General features: G+C 62.3%; 22 protein-coding genes. 11 read left to right on the top strand and 11 right to left on the bottom strand.

The genetic code is table 11. The features are described 5' to 3' along the window. On the top strand, window positions 1–663 hold the full coding sequence (yihA, locus tag CYG48_RS00310; protein WP_118848563.1) for a ribosome biogenesis GTP-binding protein YihA/YsxC: 663 nt from the start codon (window positions 1–3) through the stop codon (window positions 661–663). Window positions 664–732: 69 nt separating this feature from the next. Here the strand turns inward: yihA and CYG48_RS00305 are convergent, their stop codons facing one another. The 3 genes from CYG48_RS00305 to CYG48_RS00295 form a co-directional block, all read right to left on the bottom strand. Beyond that, window positions 733–1,290, bottom strand: coding sequence for a fasciclin domain-containing protein (locus CYG48_RS00305; protein WP_118848562.1), 558 nt, complete (start codon window positions 1,288–1,290; stop codon window positions 733–735). 168 nt (window positions 1,291–1,458) lie between these two features. Continuing rightward, window positions 1,459–2,205 (bottom strand): anti-sigma factor, encoded by a 747-nt coding sequence (locus CYG48_RS00300; RefSeq protein WP_118848561.1) that lies wholly within the window; start codon window positions 2,203–2,205, stop codon window positions 1,459–1,461. Then, window positions 2,202–2,750, bottom strand: coding sequence for a sigma-70 family RNA polymerase sigma factor (locus CYG48_RS00295; protein ID WP_118848560.1), 549 nt, complete (start codon window positions 2,748–2,750; stop codon window positions 2,202–2,204). Before CYG48_RS00295 ends, CYG48_RS00300 begins: the two co-directional genes overlap by 4 nt. Before the next feature lie 124 nt (window positions 2,751–2,874). Between CYG48_RS00295 and argB the strand changes: the two genes are divergently transcribed. Continuing rightward, window positions 2,875–3,762, top strand: a complete 888-nt coding sequence (argB, locus tag CYG48_RS00290) for an acetylglutamate kinase (RefSeq protein WP_118848559.1) — start codon at window positions 2,875–2,877, stop codon at window positions 3,760–3,762. Between the two features lie 50 nt (window positions 3,763–3,812). Here argB and CYG48_RS00285 read toward each other — a convergent pair whose 3' ends face one another. Then, window positions 3,813–4,715, bottom strand: coding sequence for a DMT family transporter (locus tag CYG48_RS00285; RefSeq protein WP_118848558.1), 903 nt, complete (start codon window positions 4,713–4,715; stop codon window positions 3,813–3,815). A gap of 106 nt (window positions 4,716–4,821) precedes the next feature. Here CYG48_RS00285 and CYG48_RS00280 point away from each other — a divergent pair, with 106 nt between their 5' ends. Next, window positions 4,822–5,538, top strand: a complete 717-nt coding sequence (locus CYG48_RS00280) for a pyrimidine 5'-nucleotidase (protein ID WP_118848557.1) — start codon at window positions 4,822–4,824, stop codon at window positions 5,536–5,538. Window positions 5,539–5,641: 103 nt separating this feature from the next. Beyond that, window positions 5,642–6,295, top strand: a complete 654-nt coding sequence (locus tag CYG48_RS00275) for an EF-hand domain-containing protein (protein WP_118848556.1) — start codon at window positions 5,642–5,644, stop codon at window positions 6,293–6,295. Window positions 6,296–6,392: 97 nt separating this feature from the next. On the opposite strand, the gene CYG48_RS00270 is transcribed toward CYG48_RS00275, so the two are convergent. Next, entirely contained in the window at window positions 6,393–7,253 is an 861-nt protein-coding gene (locus tag CYG48_RS00270) for an LOG family protein (protein ID WP_118848555.1), read from the bottom strand. Window positions 7,254–7,387: 134 nt separating this feature from the next. On the opposite strand from CYG48_RS00270, the gene dapD reads away from it, so the two are divergent. Genes dapD through CYG48_RS00255 form a run of 3 tightly spaced genes read left to right on the top strand, consistent with a single transcriptional unit; the run spans window position 7,388 to window position 10,031 of the window. Further along, window positions 7,388–8,242, top strand: coding sequence for a 2,3,4,5-tetrahydropyridine-2,6-dicarboxylate N-succinyltransferase (gene dapD, locus CYG48_RS00265; RefSeq protein WP_118848554.1), 855 nt, complete (start codon window positions 7,388–7,390; stop codon window positions 8,240–8,242). Between the two features lie 12 nt (window positions 8,243–8,254). Then, complete coding sequence (gene dapE / locus CYG48_RS00260) at window positions 8,255–9,451, top strand: succinyl-diaminopimelate desuccinylase (RefSeq protein WP_118848553.1); 1,197 nt, start codon at window positions 8,255–8,257, stop codon at window positions 9,449–9,451. Continuing rightward, the gene (locus CYG48_RS00255; RefSeq protein WP_118848552.1) at window positions 9,435–10,031 is read left to right on the top strand and encodes a hypothetical protein; all 597 of its coding nucleotides are present in this window, start codon (window positions 9,435–9,437) and stop codon (window positions 10,029–10,031) included. Before dapE ends, CYG48_RS00255 begins: the two co-directional genes overlap by 17 nt. Window positions 10,032–10,034: 3 nt before the next feature. Here CYG48_RS00255 and truA read toward each other — a convergent pair whose 3' ends face one another. Genes truA through def form a run of 3 tightly spaced genes read right to left on the bottom strand, consistent with a single transcriptional unit; the run spans window position 10,035 to window position 12,292 of the window. After that, complete coding sequence (truA, locus tag CYG48_RS00250; RefSeq protein WP_118848551.1) at window positions 10,035–10,790, bottom strand: tRNA pseudouridine(38-40) synthase TruA; 756 nt, start codon at window positions 10,788–10,790, stop codon at window positions 10,035–10,037. Continuing rightward, complete coding sequence (fmt, locus tag CYG48_RS00245; protein ID WP_118848550.1) at window positions 10,790–11,722, bottom strand: methionyl-tRNA formyltransferase; 933 nt, start codon at window positions 11,720–11,722, stop codon at window positions 10,790–10,792. The genes truA and fmt overlap by 1 nt, the downstream gene beginning before the upstream one ends. 54 nt (window positions 11,723–11,776) lie before the next feature. Continuing rightward, window positions 11,777–12,292 (bottom strand): peptide deformylase, encoded by a 516-nt coding sequence (def, locus tag CYG48_RS00240; RefSeq protein ID WP_118851398.1) that lies wholly within the window; start codon window positions 12,290–12,292, stop codon window positions 11,777–11,779. A 113-nt stretch (window positions 12,293–12,405) separates the two neighbouring features. On the opposite strand from def, the gene CYG48_RS00235 reads away from it, so the two are divergent. From CYG48_RS00235 to CYG48_RS00220, 4 genes are all read left to right on the top strand, one after another. Then, window positions 12,406–13,608: a DNA recombination protein RmuC gene (locus CYG48_RS00235; RefSeq protein ID WP_118848549.1), complete on the top strand. Its 1,203-nt coding sequence runs from the start codon at window positions 12,406–12,408 to the stop codon at window positions 13,606–13,608. Between the two features lie 46 nt (window positions 13,609–13,654). Then, entirely contained in the window at window positions 13,655–14,554 is a 900-nt protein-coding gene (locus tag CYG48_RS00230) for a ribokinase (protein WP_118848548.1), read from the top strand. Between the two features lie 116 nt (window positions 14,555–14,670). After that, window positions 14,671–15,096 (top strand): Hsp20 family protein, encoded by a 426-nt coding sequence (locus CYG48_RS00225; RefSeq protein WP_118848547.1) that lies wholly within the window; start codon window positions 14,671–14,673, stop codon window positions 15,094–15,096. Between the two features lie 43 nt (window positions 15,097–15,139). Next, window positions 15,140–15,397, top strand: a complete 258-nt coding sequence (locus CYG48_RS00220; RefSeq protein WP_118848546.1) for a BQ00720 family protein — start codon at window positions 15,140–15,142, stop codon at window positions 15,395–15,397. A gap of 6 nt (window positions 15,398–15,403) precedes the next feature. On the opposite strand, the gene trmB is transcribed toward CYG48_RS00220, so the two are convergent. The 3 genes from trmB to CYG48_RS00205 form a co-directional block, all read right to left on the bottom strand. Then, window positions 15,404–16,102 (bottom strand): tRNA (guanosine(46)-N7)-methyltransferase TrmB, encoded by a 699-nt coding sequence (gene trmB / locus CYG48_RS00215; protein ID WP_118848545.1) that lies wholly within the window; start codon window positions 16,100–16,102, stop codon window positions 15,404–15,406. Between the two features lie 80 nt (window positions 16,103–16,182). Next, window positions 16,183–17,442: a methionine adenosyltransferase gene (gene metK, locus CYG48_RS00210; protein ID WP_118848544.1), complete on the bottom strand. Its 1,260-nt coding sequence runs from the start codon at window positions 17,440–17,442 to the stop codon at window positions 16,183–16,185. A gap of 170 nt (window positions 17,443–17,612) precedes the next feature. Then, window positions 17,613–18,032: a helix-turn-helix domain-containing protein gene (locus CYG48_RS00205; RefSeq protein ID WP_118851397.1), complete on the bottom strand. Its 420-nt coding sequence runs from the start codon at window positions 18,030–18,032 to the stop codon at window positions 17,613–17,615. Window positions 18,033–18,134 lie beyond the last annotated feature (102 nt).

Genomic DNA, 18,134 nt, shown 5'->3' with positions numbered 1-18,134 from the left:
ATGGCCGCAGAAAAGAACATGGACAGCAAGCCGCTCTTCGGCCGCCCCTGGATCTTTATCCGCGGCGTTCCCTCGATGAAGTTCCTGCCTCCCGAGGGCCCTCTCGAAGTCGCGTTTGCCGGGCGCTCGAATGTCGGCAAGTCGTCGCTGATCAATGCGCTCGTCGGGCAGAAGGGGCTGGCCCGTACCTCCAACACACCGGGCCGCACCCAGGAACTGAACTACTTCGTGCCGGATGGCTATTCCGGCCAGGACGGCGACCTGCCGCCGATGGCGCTCGTGGACATGCCCGGCTATGGTTATGCGCAGGCTCCGAAGGAAAACGTCGACGCCTGGACGAAGCTCGTCTTCGATTACCTGCGCGGTCGCGCCACCCTGAAGCGCGTCTACGTGCTCATCGACAGCCGCCACGGATTGAAGAAGAACGACGAGGAAGTGCTCGATCTTCTCGACAAGGCCGCCGTCTCCTACCAGATCGTCTTGACCAAGACCGACAAGATCAAGGAGCCGGCAGTGCCGAAGCTCCTCGCCGAGACGCTGGAGAAGATCCGCAAGCGCCCGGCTGCTTATCCTGAAGTGCTGTCGACCTCGTCCGAAAAGGGTAAGGGCATCGAGGAGCTGCGCGCCGAGATCAGCAAGACGATCGGCTACTCTGCTCCCTGACAAGAAGAAGCCGGCCGCCCTTTTGGGAGGCGACCGGCTCCGCTTCAGCCGTAAGAGCTACAGTACGGCTTACATCTTCGGCAGCAGAACCTTGTCGACGACGTGGATCACGCCGTTGGACTGCTTGACGTCAGCGATCGTGACGGTGGAAACGCCGCCCATCTCGTCCGTCAGGGTGATCTTGCCCATGCTTTCCTTGGCCTTCAGCACGCAGCCGCCGACCGTCTGGACGTCATGCGTGCCATTGTCGTCCTTGATCATCTTGGCGATCGCCGTCGACATGGCGTCGGCGGCAAGGACGTGGCAGGTCAGCACCTTCGTCAGATGAGCCTTGCTTTCCGGCTTCAGCAGCGTTTCGACCGTTCCGGCTGGGAGGGCGGCAAAGGCTTCATTGGTGGGGGCGAAGACGGTGAACGGGCCCTTGCCCTGGAGTGTCTCGACGAGACCTGCTGCCTTCACGGCAGCAACGAGCGTCGTGTGATCCTTCGAGTTGGCCGCGTTCTCGACGATATTCTTGTCTTCAGCCATCGCAGCGCCACCCACCTGCGGGTTGGCAGCATTGGCGCCGGCAGCGGCGGCCGAGATGACGGTTGCGACGGTGAGCAGACGGAGTGCAGACTTCAACATGTGATTTCCTCTTCCAGAATGGGAAGCCCCGGCGCGAGCAGCGCGCCTCCCAAGGGCTGCCCCTGCCGATGCAGGAGCAGAACAAGGGACGGAGAGGAGGGAAAAAGAGTTTCAGCAGCCTTGAAAATCTTGGCACTCACTGGCCAAGATATTGAAGATGCATAGGGATTATTTCTGCGCGGCTGCCTGACCTGCGGCGATCACGGGACCTGTCGCCTGTCCGGTGGGCGATCCTCCAAACGGCTCGAGGCTCACCGCGAAGGTCACGCCTTCGCGAACCTTGGCGCGCAGTGCTGCGGGTATCTCCACCGAACCATCGCCTGCTTCAGGCAAAACGCCGAGCGAAATTGGCAGGCTGGTCGAATCCGGCACCAGCCAGAGTTCCAGCGACCGCGGTTCGTTGGGCTTGGAGGCAACCGGGGTGACCTTCAGCTGGCCGCTGCCGGCATCGTATTGTGCGAGCAAATTGATGTTACCGGTCGTGCTCGACATCTGCGCCACCAGAGGCGTTGCGGGCTCACGCGCGCCGATCCAGCCGGACTGGAGTGAGACATAGGTGACGAGCAGCGCCAGTGACGCGAAGGTAAGGCTCCGCCAGAGAAGCAGTGAGTTCCACCAGCTTCCTGCCGCGGCAAGTTCTTGCGCGACGGATTTCTGCTGGCCAGGCTGCGGGCCGAACAACCGCGCCTCGATCCTGGAGAACACCGCATCCGGGGGTGTTTCGTCCATGTAGTCGCCGTTGAAGTCAGCCAGGTTTTCCTGCCAGCGCGCCACGATGCGGGCGAAGGTCTTGTCCTGCCTGAGGCGCGCCTCGACCCGCGCGCGATCCGCCTGCGACAGCACGCCCAGCACATATTCGCCGGCGAGAAGCTCGTCGCGGGAGCGGTCTCCTTCGCTCTGTTCGGGTCTGCTCATCGATCGAGGCACTCTCTCAGCTTCAAAAGGCTGCGCCGGAGCCACGTGCGCATCGTGTTCAGCGGCACGTTGAAGCGATCCGCCAGTTCCTGGTAGCTCAGGCCTTCCACATAGGCGCTGCGCACGGCCACCGCCCGATCAGAATCCAACTCTTCCATACACCTGTCAATGCGCCTGCCCTCCCCCTTCAGCACGGTTTCGGCCTCCGGGTCGCGCGCCGTATCGGCAAGGTCGAAGTTGTCCTCGATGTTGTCGGCCACCGGTTTTCGCGCCCGAAGGACATCGATTGAATGGTTGCGGGCAATCGTGACGAGCCATCCGGCCGGGCTTGTGGTCGACAGGGCGAACTGGTCGGCGCGGTGCCAGATCTTCACGAAGACCTCCTGCAGCGCGTCTTCGGCATCGCTCCTGTCTTTGAGGATACGAAGGCAGACGGCGAAAAGTTTCGGAGACGCGGCCGCATAAAGGGACGAGAGCGCTGCGCGGTCCCGCAGGGCAACCCGGCCGATGAGCGCGGCGATGTCTGTGTCGGTCCCCAAGCTCATTCTCCGTCCGGCGCCGGTTTGAAGACACGCGCACTCTTCCATTAGTTCGTAAAACTTCTGGCGATATTATTTTCTCCGTCAAGAACATGCGTTAAAAGGCCCCCACTTAAATGAGGGGAATTCGATGACGGCTTCCGATAGCGAACTTCAGGCCAAGCTTCTGGCGCAGGCGCTGCCTTACATGCAGCGTTACGAGAACAAGACGATCGTCGTGAAATATGGCGGCCATGCCATGGGCGACAACGCGCTTGGCAAGGCTTTTGCGGCCGATATCGCTCTCCTCAAGCAGTCGGGCGTCAACCCGATAGTCGTTCATGGCGGCGGCCCGCAGATCGGCGCGATGCTGACGAAGATGGGCATCGAATCGAAGTTCGAAGGCGGCCTGCGCGTCACCGACCAGAAGACGGTCGAGATCGTCGAGATGGTGCTCGCCGGTTCAATCAACAAGGAAATCGTCGCGCTGATCAACCAGACCGGCGAATGGGCGATCGGGCTTTGCGGCAAGGACGGCAACATGGTCTTCGCCGAAAAGGCCAAGAAGACCGTTGTCGATCCGGACAGCAATATCGAACGCGTGCTCGACCTCGGTTTCGTTGGCGAGGTGGTGGAAGTCGACCGCACCCTGCTCGACCTGCTCGCCAAGTCGGAAATGATCCCGGTCATCGCACCGGTGGCGCCCGGCCGCGACGGCGCGACCTACAACATCAATGCCGATACCTTTGCGGGCGCCATCGCCGGCGCGCTGAACGCCACCCGCCTCCTCTTCCTCACCGACGTGCCGGGCGTCCTCGACAAGGAAAAGAACCTGATCAAGGAACTGACGGTTGCCCAGGCGCAGGCACTGATCAAGGACGGCACGATCTCGGGCGGCATGATCCCGAAGGTCGAGACCTGCATCGATGCGATCAAGGCCGGCGTGCAGGGCGTCGTCATCCTGAACGGGAAGACTGCGCACTCGGTGCTGCTCGAGATCTTTACCGAGCACGGCGCCGGCACGCTGATCGTTCCCTGAACCGCGTCAGCCTATTTCGCCATTTGGAGTGCCGGCCGAGATGCCGGCATTCACGAAAACAAGAGACCAAGGATGCCGCAGACGATCAGCAGGCATCCGGCGACTTCCATGCGCGTCACCCGTTCATGAAACAGGAAGTATGACGCCATGAAGGTGAAGACGAGCTCGATCTGGCCAAGTGCGCGCACATAGGCCACCTGCTGAAGCGTCATGGCCGTGAACCATCCGGCTGAACCGACAACGCCCGCCAAGCCCACGAGCGAGGACGAGCGCCAGCTGCGAAGCACCTCGACGATCTCCCGCTTGTCCTTCCAGAACATCCACACCAGCATGAACGCTGTCTGGAACGTCGTGACGCAGGCAAGCGTCACCGCCGCCTGCATGATCGAGTTCGGCCCGTCCAGCGACAGCGACGCCGACCGGTAGGCCACGGCGGAAATGCCGAAGACCGCGCCAGAGCCGATGCCGATCAGTGCGGTGCGGCTCGCCAACGCCCTGAACATGTTGCCCCAGGAGAGCGGCATGCGCGCCATGGAAATCATCATCACGCCGATGACACCGACGATGATGGCCCCGATCGCGCCGAGCGTCAGTTTTTCGCCGAGGAGAACGAAGCCGAAGATCGCCGCCTGCACCGGCTCGGTCTTGGAATAAGCGGTGCCGACCGCGAAGTTTCGCAACGAGAAGAGATGCACGAGCAGCATGGTGGCAAAGATCTGCGCCAGCCCGCCGATAACCGCCCAGAAGGCGAAGGCCCAGTTCAGCGACGGGAACGAAAAGCCGAGCCCAAAGTGCAGGCACATCACGTAGAGGATCGCCACCGGAAACCCGTAGCCAAACCGAACGAAGCTCGCCCCTCGTGTGCCGAGCTTGCCCTGCAGGTGCTTCTGCAGCGCCGACCGCAGGTTCTGCAGAAAGGCGGCAGCGATGGTGATGGGGATCCAGAGTTCCATTCTTCCCGCGCTAGCACGCGGCCAGGTTCCCCGCCAAGTCGGGTGGAAGCCGCACCCGTCCTCTTTTCATGTTTTCTTTTGGGCACGTCCCGGTGCATAAAACGGCATGGAAAAGAAACCGAAGACCTCGCCTGATCCCGCCGATTTCGCCAATGTTCGTGACTGGGTCTTTGACCTCGACAACACGCTTTATCCGCATCACATCAACCTCTTCGCGCAGATCGACGTCAACATGACGGCCTATGTGCAGGAACTGTTGCAGGTGGAGCGGGAAGAGGCACGCGCGCTGCAGAAGCGCTATTACCACGAGCATGGCACGACGCTTCAGGGCCTGATGCTGAACCACGGCATCGATCCGGACAGCTTCCTGGAGCGGGCGCATGCGATCGATTATTCGGCGCTGCTTCCCGATGCCGACCTCGGCGACGCAATCAAGGCACTGCCGGGCCGCAAGTTCATCTTCACCAATGGCAGCGTACCGCATGCCGAAGCGGCCGCACGGGCGCTCGGCATCCTTGATCATTTCGACGACATCTTCGACATCGTAGCGGCTGGATATGTGCCCAAGCCCGCGGGTGAGACCTACGACAAGTTCGCGAGCCTGCACCGTGTCGACACGGCCAATGCCGTGATGTTTGAGGACCTGCCGCGCAACCTGCAAGTCCCGAAGGCGCTCGGCATGCGGACCGTTCTCCTGGTGCCGCGCAACCTCGATACGGTCCTCATCGAGCGTTGGGAAACCCTCACGGAAGAAGACGACCACATCGACTACATGACAGACGACCTTACGTCGTTCCTGAAGGGCATGCAGCCGGCCCTCTGAGAGCTTACTGAAAGTTCATCTACATTACAGAGCTTTAAGTGGCTCTCTGTGATCGCCGGCCGTACCGTGACGCTATCGGAAACCAGCGGAAAGGACCCTCCCGATGAACGCAAGGAAGATCATTCTGACGACGCTCAGCGCCGCCCTCGTTGCGGGCGCCGCCGTTCCCGCTTTTGCCGCTCCAGGCGATCGCGGTCGCCACGCCGGCCCCCGCGGCGCTGCCATGCAGGACGTGATGTTCGTGCGGCTCCTGAAGAACGCTGACACGAACAAGGACGGCAAGATTTCCAAGGATGAGCTCACCTCGTTCCAGGAACAGCTGTTCACTGCAGTTGATGCCAACAAAGACGGCACACTCACGCGCGGCGAGATGCTGGACTACCGCCAGGCCAAGCGGGAAGAGTTCCGCAAGAACGCCCGGGCCGCAGCAAGCGAGACACAGACCGAACAGGCTGCTCCGGCAAAGCCCGGTGACGAGAAAGCCGAAGGACCCCGTGACAAGCGTCGTGACCACCACCGTCGTGACCGCGAGCATGCATGGCGCCATGGCGGCGACCGCGGCCCGCACCACGTTCGCTGGGACCGGCACGGTCACCGCCCGATGGGTGCCGGCATGTTCCGGATGATCGACGAAGACCGTGACGGCAAGATCACCAAGGCGGAAGCCTCGGCTGCAACGGACAAGCTGTTCGCCCGCATGGACACGAACAAGGACAATATGATCACAATCGACGACCTGCCGGAGCGCCCCCTCTAGTTCTTTGCGCCCATTCAGCGCTCAAAGACGAGTTCCGGCACATGTCGCCTGAAGGACCCGCCCCTGCTGCCGCCCGCAGGGGCGGGTTCCTTCGTTTTCAGAGTTCGTAGAATTCCGCGATTGTCTTCCAGGCGTCGTCGGCCGTTTCGGCGAAGCTGATGAGGTCGAGGTCGCCGGGCGCGATGGTGCCAAAATCCACCAGCGCCTCGAAATTGATCAGGCCGCGCCAGAATTTCTCCGAAAACAGGATCAGCGGGATCCGCTCCATCCGCTTGGTCTGGATCAGGGTCAGCGCCTCGAACATTTCGTCGAGTGTTCCGAACCCACCCGGGAACACAGCCACCGCTTTTGCCCGCATCAGGAAATGCATCTTGCGGATGGCAAAGTAGTGGAAGTTGAAGCTGAGGTCGGGCGTGACGTAAGGGTTCGGCGCCTGCTCATGCGGCAGCATGATGTTGAGGCCGATGCTTGGCGCCCCCGCATCCGCCGCGCCGCGATTGCCGGCTTCCATGACGCCCGGTCCGCCGCCGGTCACCACCACGTACTCTTGGTGATTGAACCTGGCCGAATGCAGGCCGCAGAGTTCGCCGAACCTGCGCGCCTCGTCATAATAAACCGACGCCGCCTCGAGGTTCTTCCGCTGCGTTTCGTTATGCGCCGCCCATGCGGCCTGGCCCGGTGCCGGAATGCGCGCGCCGCCGAACAACACCACCGTGGATTTGATGCCGCGTTCGGCAAGATTCATCTCCACCTTCATGAGTTCCAACTGGAGCCGGATCGGGCGAAGCTCCTCACTGCTGAGGAACTCATCATCGGCGAAGGCCAGGCGATAGGTCGGCGAGAGCGTCTGCGGCGTCTTCGGCAGGGTCGCGGCGGCATGCTTGTCTGCCTTGTTGTCCTTCAGCGGATCCCACACCCCGCCCTTGCGCCACAATCCATCATCACTACGATCTGCCATTCCAGCTATCCTTCCAGCGCCAACCCCTGTTGACGCCAATTCACATTGACGCTTGAGTGCCTCTCGCCTAGAGCACTTGAAGCCCGCAGCGAGTTTTCTTGCACCACATATAGAGCGACGTTTAAGGATTCCCCATGAGCAGCCCTGACTTCTCTTCCCTCGAAAAGACGATCGAGACCGCCTTCGACAACCGCGACAGCGTGACGATCTCCACAAAGGGTGAAGTCCGCGATGCCGTCGAGGAAGCGCTGAACCTGCTCGACAGCGGCAAGGCACGCGTTGCAAGCCGCGGCGCCGATGGCAACTGGACCGTCCACCAGTGGCTGAAGAAGGCCGTGCTCCTGTCCTTCCGCCTGAACGACATGGAAGTCGTCAAGAACGGCCCCGGCAACTCCACCTGGTGGGACAAGGTGCCGTCCAAGTTCGAAAACTGGGGCGAAGGCGAATTCCGCGCTGCCGGCTTCCGCGCGGTTCCGAATGCCGTTGCCCGCCGCTCCGCCTATATCGCCAAGAACGTCATCCTGATGCCGTCCTTCGTCAACCTCGGCGCTTATGTCGATGAAGGCACGATGGTCGACACCTGGGCCACCGTCGGCTCCTGCGCCCAGATCGGCAAGAACGTGCATCTGTCGGGCGGCGTCGGCATCGGCGGCGTGCTGGAGCCGATGCAGGCCGGCCCGACGATCATCGAAGATAACTGCTTCATCGGCGCCCGTTCCGAAGTCGTTGAAGGCTGCATCGTGCGCGAAGGCTCCGTGCTCGGCATGGGCGTCTTCATCGGCAAATCCACCAAAATCGTCGACCGCGCCACCGGCGAGATCACCTATGGCGAAGTGCCGCCTTATTCCGTCGTTGTTGCCGGCACGATGCCGGGCAAGCCGTTCCCGAACGGTGAGCCGGGCCCGAACCTCTACTGCGCCGTGATCGTCAAGCGCGTGGATGCACAGACCCGCTCCAAGACCGGCATCAACGAACTGCTGCGCGACTAAAAGACGCCGTTCATGTCCGCTTCCGATCCCGTCGCCAATCTTCAGGCCCTCATTCGCTGCCCCTCGGTGACACCCGCCGAGGGGGGCGCGCTGTCGGCGCTTGAAGCCATGCTCACCCCGCTCGGCTTTGTCGTGGAACGCATGGTGGCCTCGGAGCCCGGAACACCGGACATCGAAAACCTCTACGCCCGGCTGGGCACAGAAGGCCCGCATCTCATGTTTGCGGGCCATACCGACGTTGTGCCGACGGGCGACGAAGCGTCCTGGTCGCATCCGCCCTTCGCGGCCGCAATCGACGGCGACATGCTTTATGGTCGCGGCGCCGTGGACATGAAGGGCGGTATCGCCTGCTTTGTGGCAGCGGTTGCCCGCCACATCGAGAAGCATGGCCCGCCGAAGGGATCGATCTCCTTCCTCATCACCGGCGACGAGGAAGGCCCGGCTGTCAACGGCACCGAGAAGCTCCTGAAATGGGCAGCCGACAAGGGTGAGCGCTGGGACGCCTGCCTTGTGGGCGAGCCCACCAACCCGGACCGATTGGGCGACATGATCAAGATCGGCCGTCGCGGTTCGGTCTCGGGACGTGTCACGGTTCACGGGGTCCAAGGCCACGCCGCCTATCCGCATCTGGCCGACAACCCGGTGCGTGGTTTGCTGCCGCTTGCCCAGGCTCTGATGGACCCGCCATTCGACGGCGGTACGCCGGAATTTCCTGCCTCGAACCTGGAAGTCACGTCGGTCGATGTCGGCAATCCGGCCACCAACGTTATTCCCGCCAAGGCGACCTTTGCCTTCAACATCCGCTTCAACGACACTTGGACGGCCGACAGCGTCAAGGCTGAGATCCTGCGCCGCATGGAGACGGCTGCCGTGAGCAGCCCGTTGCGGCCGGACCGCGAACCGGTGCGTTTCGAGGTTGTCTGGGCCGAGCGCCCAAACCACGTCTTCCTTACCCGCAACAACGGCCTGATCGCTTCGCTGTCCGGTGCGGTCGAAAGCGTGACCGGCAAGACGCCGGCGCTTTCGACGACCGGCGGAACCTCAGACGCACGTTTCATCAAGGATTACTGCCCGGTGGTCGAGTTCGGCCTCGTCGGCCAGACCATGCACATGATCGACGAACGGGTCGCCCTTGCCGATCTGGAGACGCTCACCCAAATCTACGGGACCTTCATCTCCCGCTGGTTCGATAATGCCCTCCTATCATGAAGTCAGGCTCTACCTGAGCGGCCTCTGGCTGCTGATCAAGGGCGACGCGCAGGGTTTCCGCCTGCTCGATGTTTCCGACCGCGGCATGCTGCGATCCTTCTGGGCGATCCTCTGGTGCCTGCCGGCAGCGGTCGCATCCTGGCTGTGGCTGCACGAACTGGTGCGGGCGAGCCTGCCGCAGGACAGCCGCCTCGGTGGCCTGTTCTTCATGCGCACGGCGATGCTGGAAGTCTTCAACTGGATGGTGCCGCTGATTCTTGCCGGCGTGCTTTCCCTGATCGCCGGAACGCAACGAAAGTTCCCCGCCGTCGTCGTCACGATGAACTGGCTCTCTGTTCCGTTCTCCTGGGCCTATGGCGTCATGTGCGTCATCATGCTGCTGGCGCCGGCGCTGCTGCCGCTGATCGGCCTGTTCCAGCTTGCGCTGATCATGGCGCTGGTGATCTCGTTTTCGCGCATCATCCGCATGATCCACGGCCCGAAGCCGCTGACGATCGTTGCCTTCGTGCTGGTGCTGATGGTGCCGAACATGATCCTGACCGAAGCGCTGCAACGGTTTCTTGGGATCTACCCGTTCTGACGATCAGGCGTCGCCGGGATAATCGACCTTCATGAAGTAGAGCCCGTCCGGCGGGGCTACGGGCCCGCAGGCTGCGCGATCGCGGGCCTCAAGCGCGGCACGCACGTCCGCCGGCGTCATCTTGCCGTCGCCGGCAAGCTTCAGCGTTCCGGCGAACGAGCGGATCTGGTTGTGGAGAAAGCTCTGGGCGCTGGCGCGGATCTCGATGAGGTCGCCGTTGCGGGTCACGTCCAGCCGGTCGAGCGTGCGTACCGGGCTTGTTGCCTGGCAGTGGGCAGAGCGGAAGGTGGTGAAGTCATGGTGGCCGACGAGCGTCTGGGCCGCGGCATGCATGGCTTCATGATCGAGCGGACGCGCTACCCACCAGGCGCGCTTGGCCTCGATTGCGAGCGGCGACGGCCGATTGATGATGCGGTAGAGATAGTGCCGCCGAAGCGCCGAAAACCGCGCGTCGAATCGGTCGTCCACCGCCTGCACGTCCAGAACCGAGACACGTTCCCCGGCCATGGCCAGATGCGCGTTCAGCGCGTTGCGCAGCTTGTATGGCTTCCAGTCTCGCGAGAGATCGGCATGGATGACCTGGCCAATGGCATGCACGCCGGAATCGGTGCGCCCGGCGCCGCGGATGGAGACCGTTTCTCCAGTCAGCGACAGGATCGCCTGCTGCAGGGCGGCCTGCACAGAATGGCCGTTTTCCTGCATTTGCCAGCCGACATAGGGCGTGCCGTCATATTCAACGGTCATCCGGAAACGCGGCATCAGAGCCTCGTCCCGGCAGGCAGAGGCGTGCCACGAAGGAACTCTGCTGCGGCGAGCGGTTTGCCGCCCGCCTTCTGGAGCTTCGTCAGCCGGACAGCGCCCTCGACGCATGCCACCGTCAGCCCGTCGTCCAGCACCGTGCCGGCTTGGCCGCTGCCGTCCGAAAGCTCGCTGCCAAGCACCTTGATACGCTCCTGGCGGCCGTTGATCTCGGCCTCGAACCAGGCGCCCGGGAAAGGCGACAGGCCGCGAATGTGGTTGTGAACATCGCGAGCCGGCCTGGAGAAGTCGATGCGCGTCTCGCTCTTCTCGATCTTGGAGGCGTACAGAACGCCATCCTCCGCCTGCGGCGTCAACGGCAGGTCGTCGGCCTCGAGCTTCTCCATCGCCTCGATCATGGTGCGGGCGCCGACCAGCATCAGCTTGTCATGCAGCTCACCGGCGGTCATGTTCGCGCCGATCTCGACTTCTGCGGTGAACGCAACAGGGCCGGTGTCGAGGCCCTTCTCCATCTGCATCACCATCATGCCGGTCTTTGCATCACCCGCCATGATGGCCCGCTGGATGGGTGCGGCTCCCCGCCAGCGTGGCAGAAGCGAAGCATGGCCATTGTAGCAGCCAAGCCGCGTACCGGTGAGGATCGCTTCGGGCAGCAGCAGGCCATAGGCCACGACGACGGCCACATCTGCCTTGAACGACCGAAAGGTCTCGCGGTCCTCATCCGCCTTGAAGTTCAGCGGCGTGAGAACGGGAATGCCAAGGAGTTCGGCTGCCTGGTGCACCGGCGACTTGACGAGATCAAGGCCACGCCGCCCGCCCGGCCGCGGCGGCTGGGTGTAAACCGCGACGATCTCATGGCCGGCGTGCTTGAGGCTCTGCAGCGTCGGCACGGAAAAGTCGGGCGTGCCCATGAAGATGATGCGAAGTGACATGGACCATCAGCGCCCTGAAGCGCCCCTCATTCGTCGGACAAGCGCGGGAAAGGCTTAAACAGCCTTTGCCTTGGCAGCCTTCGTGAACTTCTTGATCACCATCTCGCGCTTCAGGCGCGAGATGTGGTCGATGAACAGGACGCCGTTCAGATGGTCGATCTCGTGCTGCAGGCAGGTCGCCAGCAGGCCATCCGCTTCAACAAGGTGCTCCTTGCCGTCGCGGCCGATATGCTTGACCGTGACCGTCGCCGGGCGCTCCACCTCGGCGTAATATTCCGGGATCGACAGGCAGCCTTCCTCATAAACCGAGCGCTCGTCCGAAGACTTCACGATCTCAGGATTGATAAAGACCTGTGGCTGCTTTTCCTCGTCCTCGCGGGCAACGTCGATCACCAGGATGCGGCGCGGCACGCCGATCTGGATGCCGGCAAGGCCGATGCCCGGTGCATCGTACATCGTTTCCAGCATGTCGTCGGCCAGCTTCAGAAGCTCGTCGTCCACCCGTTCAATGGGTGCCGATACTTGGCGCAGAATGGGGTCGGGAAGAATGATCAGCGGCTTTATCGTCATGGCCTCCCCATAACGCATCTTTATTTTTGAAGAAACAGAAAAGACCAAACACTCCCTCCTCGTGTTCACGTTTTGATCTTTCCAATCCGGCCATTTCTGATAGCTTGCGCACCATGACCGATCTCCTAGACCGCGTATCGCTTCTTCTCAGCAACGAATCCGCCCTCGCCATCGCAGGTATCCTCGCGGGCGTTCTGTTGTTGATCGTCCTCCTCTGGCTGCGGTCCAGTGCACGCCGGCAGGAGGAGATGAGGCAAGCGGCGCTCGACTCGGAGTCGCGGCTGGCGGAGCTTATCCGGACGCAGAACGAGATGCAGGGTCGCCTCGCGGCGATGACCGAGGCGCTTTCTGCGCGACAGGCCGAACTCAACCACGCTGTCGGCCAGAGGCTCGACGGCATGACGCACCGCATCGGTGCGACGCTGACCGAGCAGACGAAAACGACGCACGAAAACCTGCGCCGCCTGCAGGAACGGCTTGCGGTGATCGATGCAGCGCAGAACAACATCCAGACCCTTGCCAAGGACGTCGTGGGGCTCCAGGCGATCCTTTCCAACAAGCAGACGCGAGGCGCTTTCGGCCAGGGACGCATGGAGGCGATCGTTGCCGATGGCCTGCCCCTCGGCGCCTACGAGTTCCAGGCGACGCTCTCGAACGGCAACCGCCCGGACTGTACCGTAAAGATGCCGAACGGCGCTCCGCCGCTGGTGATCGACGCCAAGTTTCCGCTGGAAGCGTGGAACCGGTTCCGGGAGGCTGCGGCACCCGAGGCACGACGCGGCGCAGCGCAATCCTTCAAGCGCGATCTGGAAGTCCACATCCGCGATATATCCGAAAAATATCTGATCCCGGGGGAGACGCAGGAGATGGCCTTCCTGTTCGTGCCCTCGGAATCGATCTTCGCCGAAATCCACGAGCATTTCGAAGCGGTGGTCCAGAAAGCACAGCGATCGCGGATCGTCATCGTCTCGCCGTCGCTGTTGATGCTGTCGATCCAGGTCATCCAGGCGGTGCTGAAGGACCAGCGCATGCGCGAGCAGGCTCACCTGATCCAGGGTGAGGTAGCGCTGCTGATGGACGATCTTGGTCGCCTGGATGACCGGACACGCAAGCTGCAGGCACACTTCCTCGCGGCTCAGAAGGATGTCGAGCAGATCGTCACCTCCAGCGAAAAGCTTGGCCGTCGTGGCGCCAAGATTGCCGCGCTTGAGCTGGAAGCTCCGCCAGAGCCGGAAAAGCCAAGCCATTCGCCGAGCAGTCACTATGCCGAAAGCCGGACGGGGCTTCTGAAGCTGCGGGTGGTTGACGAGGAATGATCTGGGCGGCAGTGTCGCCCCACTCCAGATCAGGAACAGGCTTGTCATGATTACCGTACTCGGCTCCATCAACATGGATCTCATTGCCACCACCGCGCGCTTGCCGGAGCCGGGGGAAACCGTGCCGGGCACCGGCTTTGCAACGGCAGCCGGCGGCAAGGGCGCCAACCAGGCGCTGGCAGCGCGTCGCGCCGGAGGCGAAGTCACCATGGCTGGCGCGGTCGGACGCGATGACTTTGCAGCGCCTGCGCTGGCACTGTTGGATGAGGCCAAGGTCAACCTCTCGGCCATCGCTCGGGCCTCGGAACCGACGGGGACGGCCCTCATCCTGGTCGGCGGCGACGGCGAGAACATGATTGCCGTCGTTCCGGGCGCTAACGGCACCGTCAGCGAAGACCAGGCAAGACAGGCGGTCGGCAAGATGAGCGCCGGCGACATCCTGATGCTGCAGCTCGAGATCCCGACGGCCACCGTTCGGACCGCATTGGAAGCTGCGCGGCAGCGTGGCGTCACCACCCTGATCAATACGGCGCCGCTTCTTCCCGAAGCCGCTGAGCTCGTGGCGCTCGCCGATATCGTGGTGGCGAACGAAACGGAGTTTGAGCTTCTGTCGGGCCAGACGATCTCTGATAATGCCGGGCGGCTCGACGTGATGAAGGCGATGCACGCCAAGACAGGCCAGACCTTCGTGGTGACGCTGGGGGAAGAGGGCGTCGTGGCGATCCGCGATGGCGAGGTGTTCGAAGCGAAGGGCCTGAAGATCGAGCCGGTCGATACCGTTGGTGCCGGCGACACGTTCTGCGGTTACCTCGCCGCCAGCCTCGACCAGGGGCTCGATTTCCGCTCTGCCCTGCGTCGCGCGGCGGTCGCAGGTTCGCTTGCCTGCCTGACGCCGGGCGCACAGCCGTCCATCCCGCATGCGCAGGCGGTCGACAGCCAGATCTAGCCGCCTTCACCTGCCCGCGCGTTCTTGCGCGCGCGGCCGGATATCCCCATATAGAGTTACCAGTCGGCGCGCCGTTCGTGGGCACCGACATAGTCGCTTGTTTCAAGGACTGGACGATGACTCGAATGACGCCGTTCGCGAGCCCGCTTCTTCTGGGGTTCGATGCCATGGAAAAGACCCTCGAGCGCCTGGCAAAGGCGAATGATGGCTATCCTCCCTACAATATCGAACGCCTGGCGCCGCAGGACGGCGCTCCGGAGCGGCTGCGAATCACGCTTGCGGTTGCCGGTTTCTCTGAATCGGAGCTCGAGGTCACCACGGAGGAAACGCAGCTCATCATCCGTGGCCGCCAGCAGGAGCAAACCGAGCGGGAATATCTTTACCGCGGCATCGCAGCGCGCCAGTTCCAGCGGATTTTCGTGCTTGCCGATGGCATGCAGGTGTCCGGCGCCTGCTTGAGAAACGGGCTTCTTGCGATCGACCTCATTCGTCCCCAGCCGGAACGCATGGTGCGAAAAATTAACATTTCCGTCTCAGAGTAGGTCAACGGCGCCAATGCCGTTGCATCCAAAACTGGAGGCTGGAATGCTGCTGAAAGAAGCGAATACGCGTTTGACGCAATCCGAACTGGCTCATCTCGGAACGGGGGAAGTCGGTTATATTCGCAAAATGCGGTCGGACGAAGTGTCCCGCTGTTTCCCCGAAGCGCCCGATGTCGATCCGACGCTTGATCTGTGGGCCCTGTTCGGTGCGGACGGCACCCCAATCCTCCTGACGGACAATCGCTCCAGCACCTTCTTCAAGGCTGCCGAAGACGACCTCAAGACGGTTACCGTCCACTAAGTGCGTTCAGGCCTTCCTGAACGTCAGGTAGGCCGATGAACGACCTTCCCGCCGGGCCTTGTTCTCGTATCGCGTACCCGGCCAGTTGGCGAAGGGCGTCAGCCAGTCCGATGACTGTACGGCCTGCCAGTCGAAGCCGCCATGGTCGCGGCAGTGCTGCAGCGTCCAGTTGACATAGGTGTCGATGTCGGACGCAAAGCAGAACAGGCCGCCCGGCTTCAGCACGCGGTGAAAGCGCTGCAGGTTGACCTGCGAAACAAAGCGCCGCTTCCAATGCTTCCGCTTCGGCCACGGATCCGGATACAGCAGGTCGATGTGATCGATCGAGCCCTCCGGCAGCCAGTCCAGCACCTGCGTGGCGTCGTCATCATAAACCCGCACATTGCGCAGTCCGAGATCCTCCACCCGCGACAACAGCTTCGCCATGGAGTTGACGAAGGGCTCGACGCCGATGAAGCCCGTTTGGGGGATCTCCTGCGCCCGGTGGACGAGATGCTCCCCTCCCCCGAAACCGATCTCCAGCCGCAACTGCTTCACCTCGTCCGGAAAGAGCTCGGCGAGCGAAGCGGGTGCCGGTGACTGCAGGTCGAGCTTCAGCGCCGGCAGCAGCGACGCCATGCCTTCAGCCTGCCGCTCGCGAAGGGCCTTACCCTTGCGGCGTCCAAAAAAGGCTTCGGTAGCCCGGCTGGGGCGCTGTTCTGTCATGTCGGTCTCGTCTTAAAGCAAAAGCGGGTGCCAATGAGGCACCCGCTTTACAGTTGTCGGAAGCGGTTCGTAAAGGCCGATCAGGCGGCCTTCAGCGTTTCCTCTTTCAGGGCGTCCTTGAGCGGCTTCACCAGGTCGGTCTTTTCCCAGGAGAAGGAACCGTCGCGGCCGGCCTTGCGGCCGAAGTGACCATAAGCCGAGGTCTTGGCATAGATCGGCTTGTTGAGGTCGAGGTGGCGGCGGATGCCCGAGGGCGACAGGTCCATGACCTTGCGGATCGCGGCTTCGACCTGGTCTTCGCTAGTGCCGTTGCTGGTGCCGTGCAGGTCGACATAGATCGACAGCGGCTGCGCGATGCCGATCGCGTAGGAGAGCTGGATGGTGCAACGGTCGGCGAGACCGGCGGCAACCACGTTCTTGGCAAGGTAACGGGCGGCATAAGCGGCCGAGCGGTCCACCTTGGTCGTGTCCTTGCCGGAGAAGGCGCCGCCACCGTGCGGGGCCGCGCCACCGTAGGTGTCGACGATGATCTTGCGGCCGGTCAGGCCTGCGTCACCATCCGGGCCGCCGATGACGAACTTGCCGGTGGGGTTGATGTACCACTTGCAGTCCTTGTCGATCGGCAGGTCGCCGAGAGCTTCGCGGATGTAGGGTTCAACAACCGCGCGGACCTTCTTGGAGTCCCAGCTTTCATCGAGATGCTGCGTGGACAGGACGATCGAGTCGACGCCAGCTGGCTTGCCATCCACGTAACGCACAGTCACCTGGCTCTTGGCGTCGGGACCGAGCTTGCCGGCATCGCCTTCACCCTTCTTGCGGGCGGCTGCGAGCAACTGCAGGATCTTGTGGGAGTAATAGATCGGTGCCGGCATGAGATCCGGCGTTTCCTTGCAGGCGTAACCGAACATGATGCCCTGGTCGCCCGCGCCTTCGTCACCCTGCTTGTCGGCAGCGCTGTCGACGCCCTGGGCGATATCGGCGGACTGCGAGTGCAGCAGCACGTCGATCTTTGCGGTCTTCCAGTGGAAGCCGTCCTGCTCGTAACCAATGTCACGAATGGCCTTGCGCGCAGCGGACTTGAACTTCGACGGGTTGATGACGTCGTTGCCGTTCTTGTCCTTCTTCATCAGGCTCGGCGGAAGGCGAACTTCGCCGGCGATGACGACGCGGTTGGTGGTCGCGAGAGTTTCGCAGGCAATGCGCACAGTCCACGGATCAACGCCGGTCTTGGCAGCCTCGCGGTAAACGAGATCGACGATCTCATCGGAAATACGGTCACAAACCTTGTCGGGATGGCCTTCGGCAACCGACTCGCTGGTGAACAGGTAACTTGCGCGCATTACGGGATTCCCCTCAAAGAAATAGACGAGCTTGTTTAGTGCTTCGCCCCGTCAAAGACAAGCACACAACGACATAAATATATCTTTATGTCTACAAGTTAGCAATCTGGAACAGACGCGCAGGCGTAAAAAAAGCGGCCCGCAGGCCGCTTGATCGGTTCTTGAGGCGCTTATTCCGCCTCTGCGTCAGCCGCCAGAGCCTTGACCAGGTCGACCAGCCGGCGGCGCACCTTTGGATCAGCGATCTTCACGAAAGCGCGGTTGAGCTGCAGACCTTCGGAAGACGAAAGGAAGTCGACCACATAATTGGAGCTCGAGGCTTCCGCCATGCCGGCTGCAGCACCTGCCTGTTCGCCTGGCGCATCTTCGAAGAAGAACGAGACCGGCACGTTGAGGATGCTGGAAATGTTCTGCAGACGGCTCGCACCGACGCGGTTCGTGCCCTTTTCGTATTTCTGGATCTGCTGGAAGGTGATGCCGAGGCTTTCGCCCAGCTTTTCCTGGCTCATGCCCAGCATGGTCCGGCGAAGGCGAATCCGGCTGCCGACGTGGATGTCTATCGGGTTCGGCTTCTTCTTGTTTTCAATCATCATGTTGTCCTGCGAAATTCTCTATTGTTTATGCTCACAACCCGGGTCTGCGTGTGGAGATACTTCGCGTGGTTGGGTCACAACAGGCTCAACGTAGGAAGC

It is taken from the genome of Neorhizobium sp. SOG26, assembly GCF_003491345.1.
GTDB lineage: Bacteria > Pseudomonadota > Alphaproteobacteria > Rhizobiales > Rhizobiaceae > Neorhizobium > Neorhizobium turbinariae.
The sequence above is the reverse complement of the archived record's forward strand: the minus strand, read 5'-3'. Positions and strand labels throughout refer to the sequence as shown.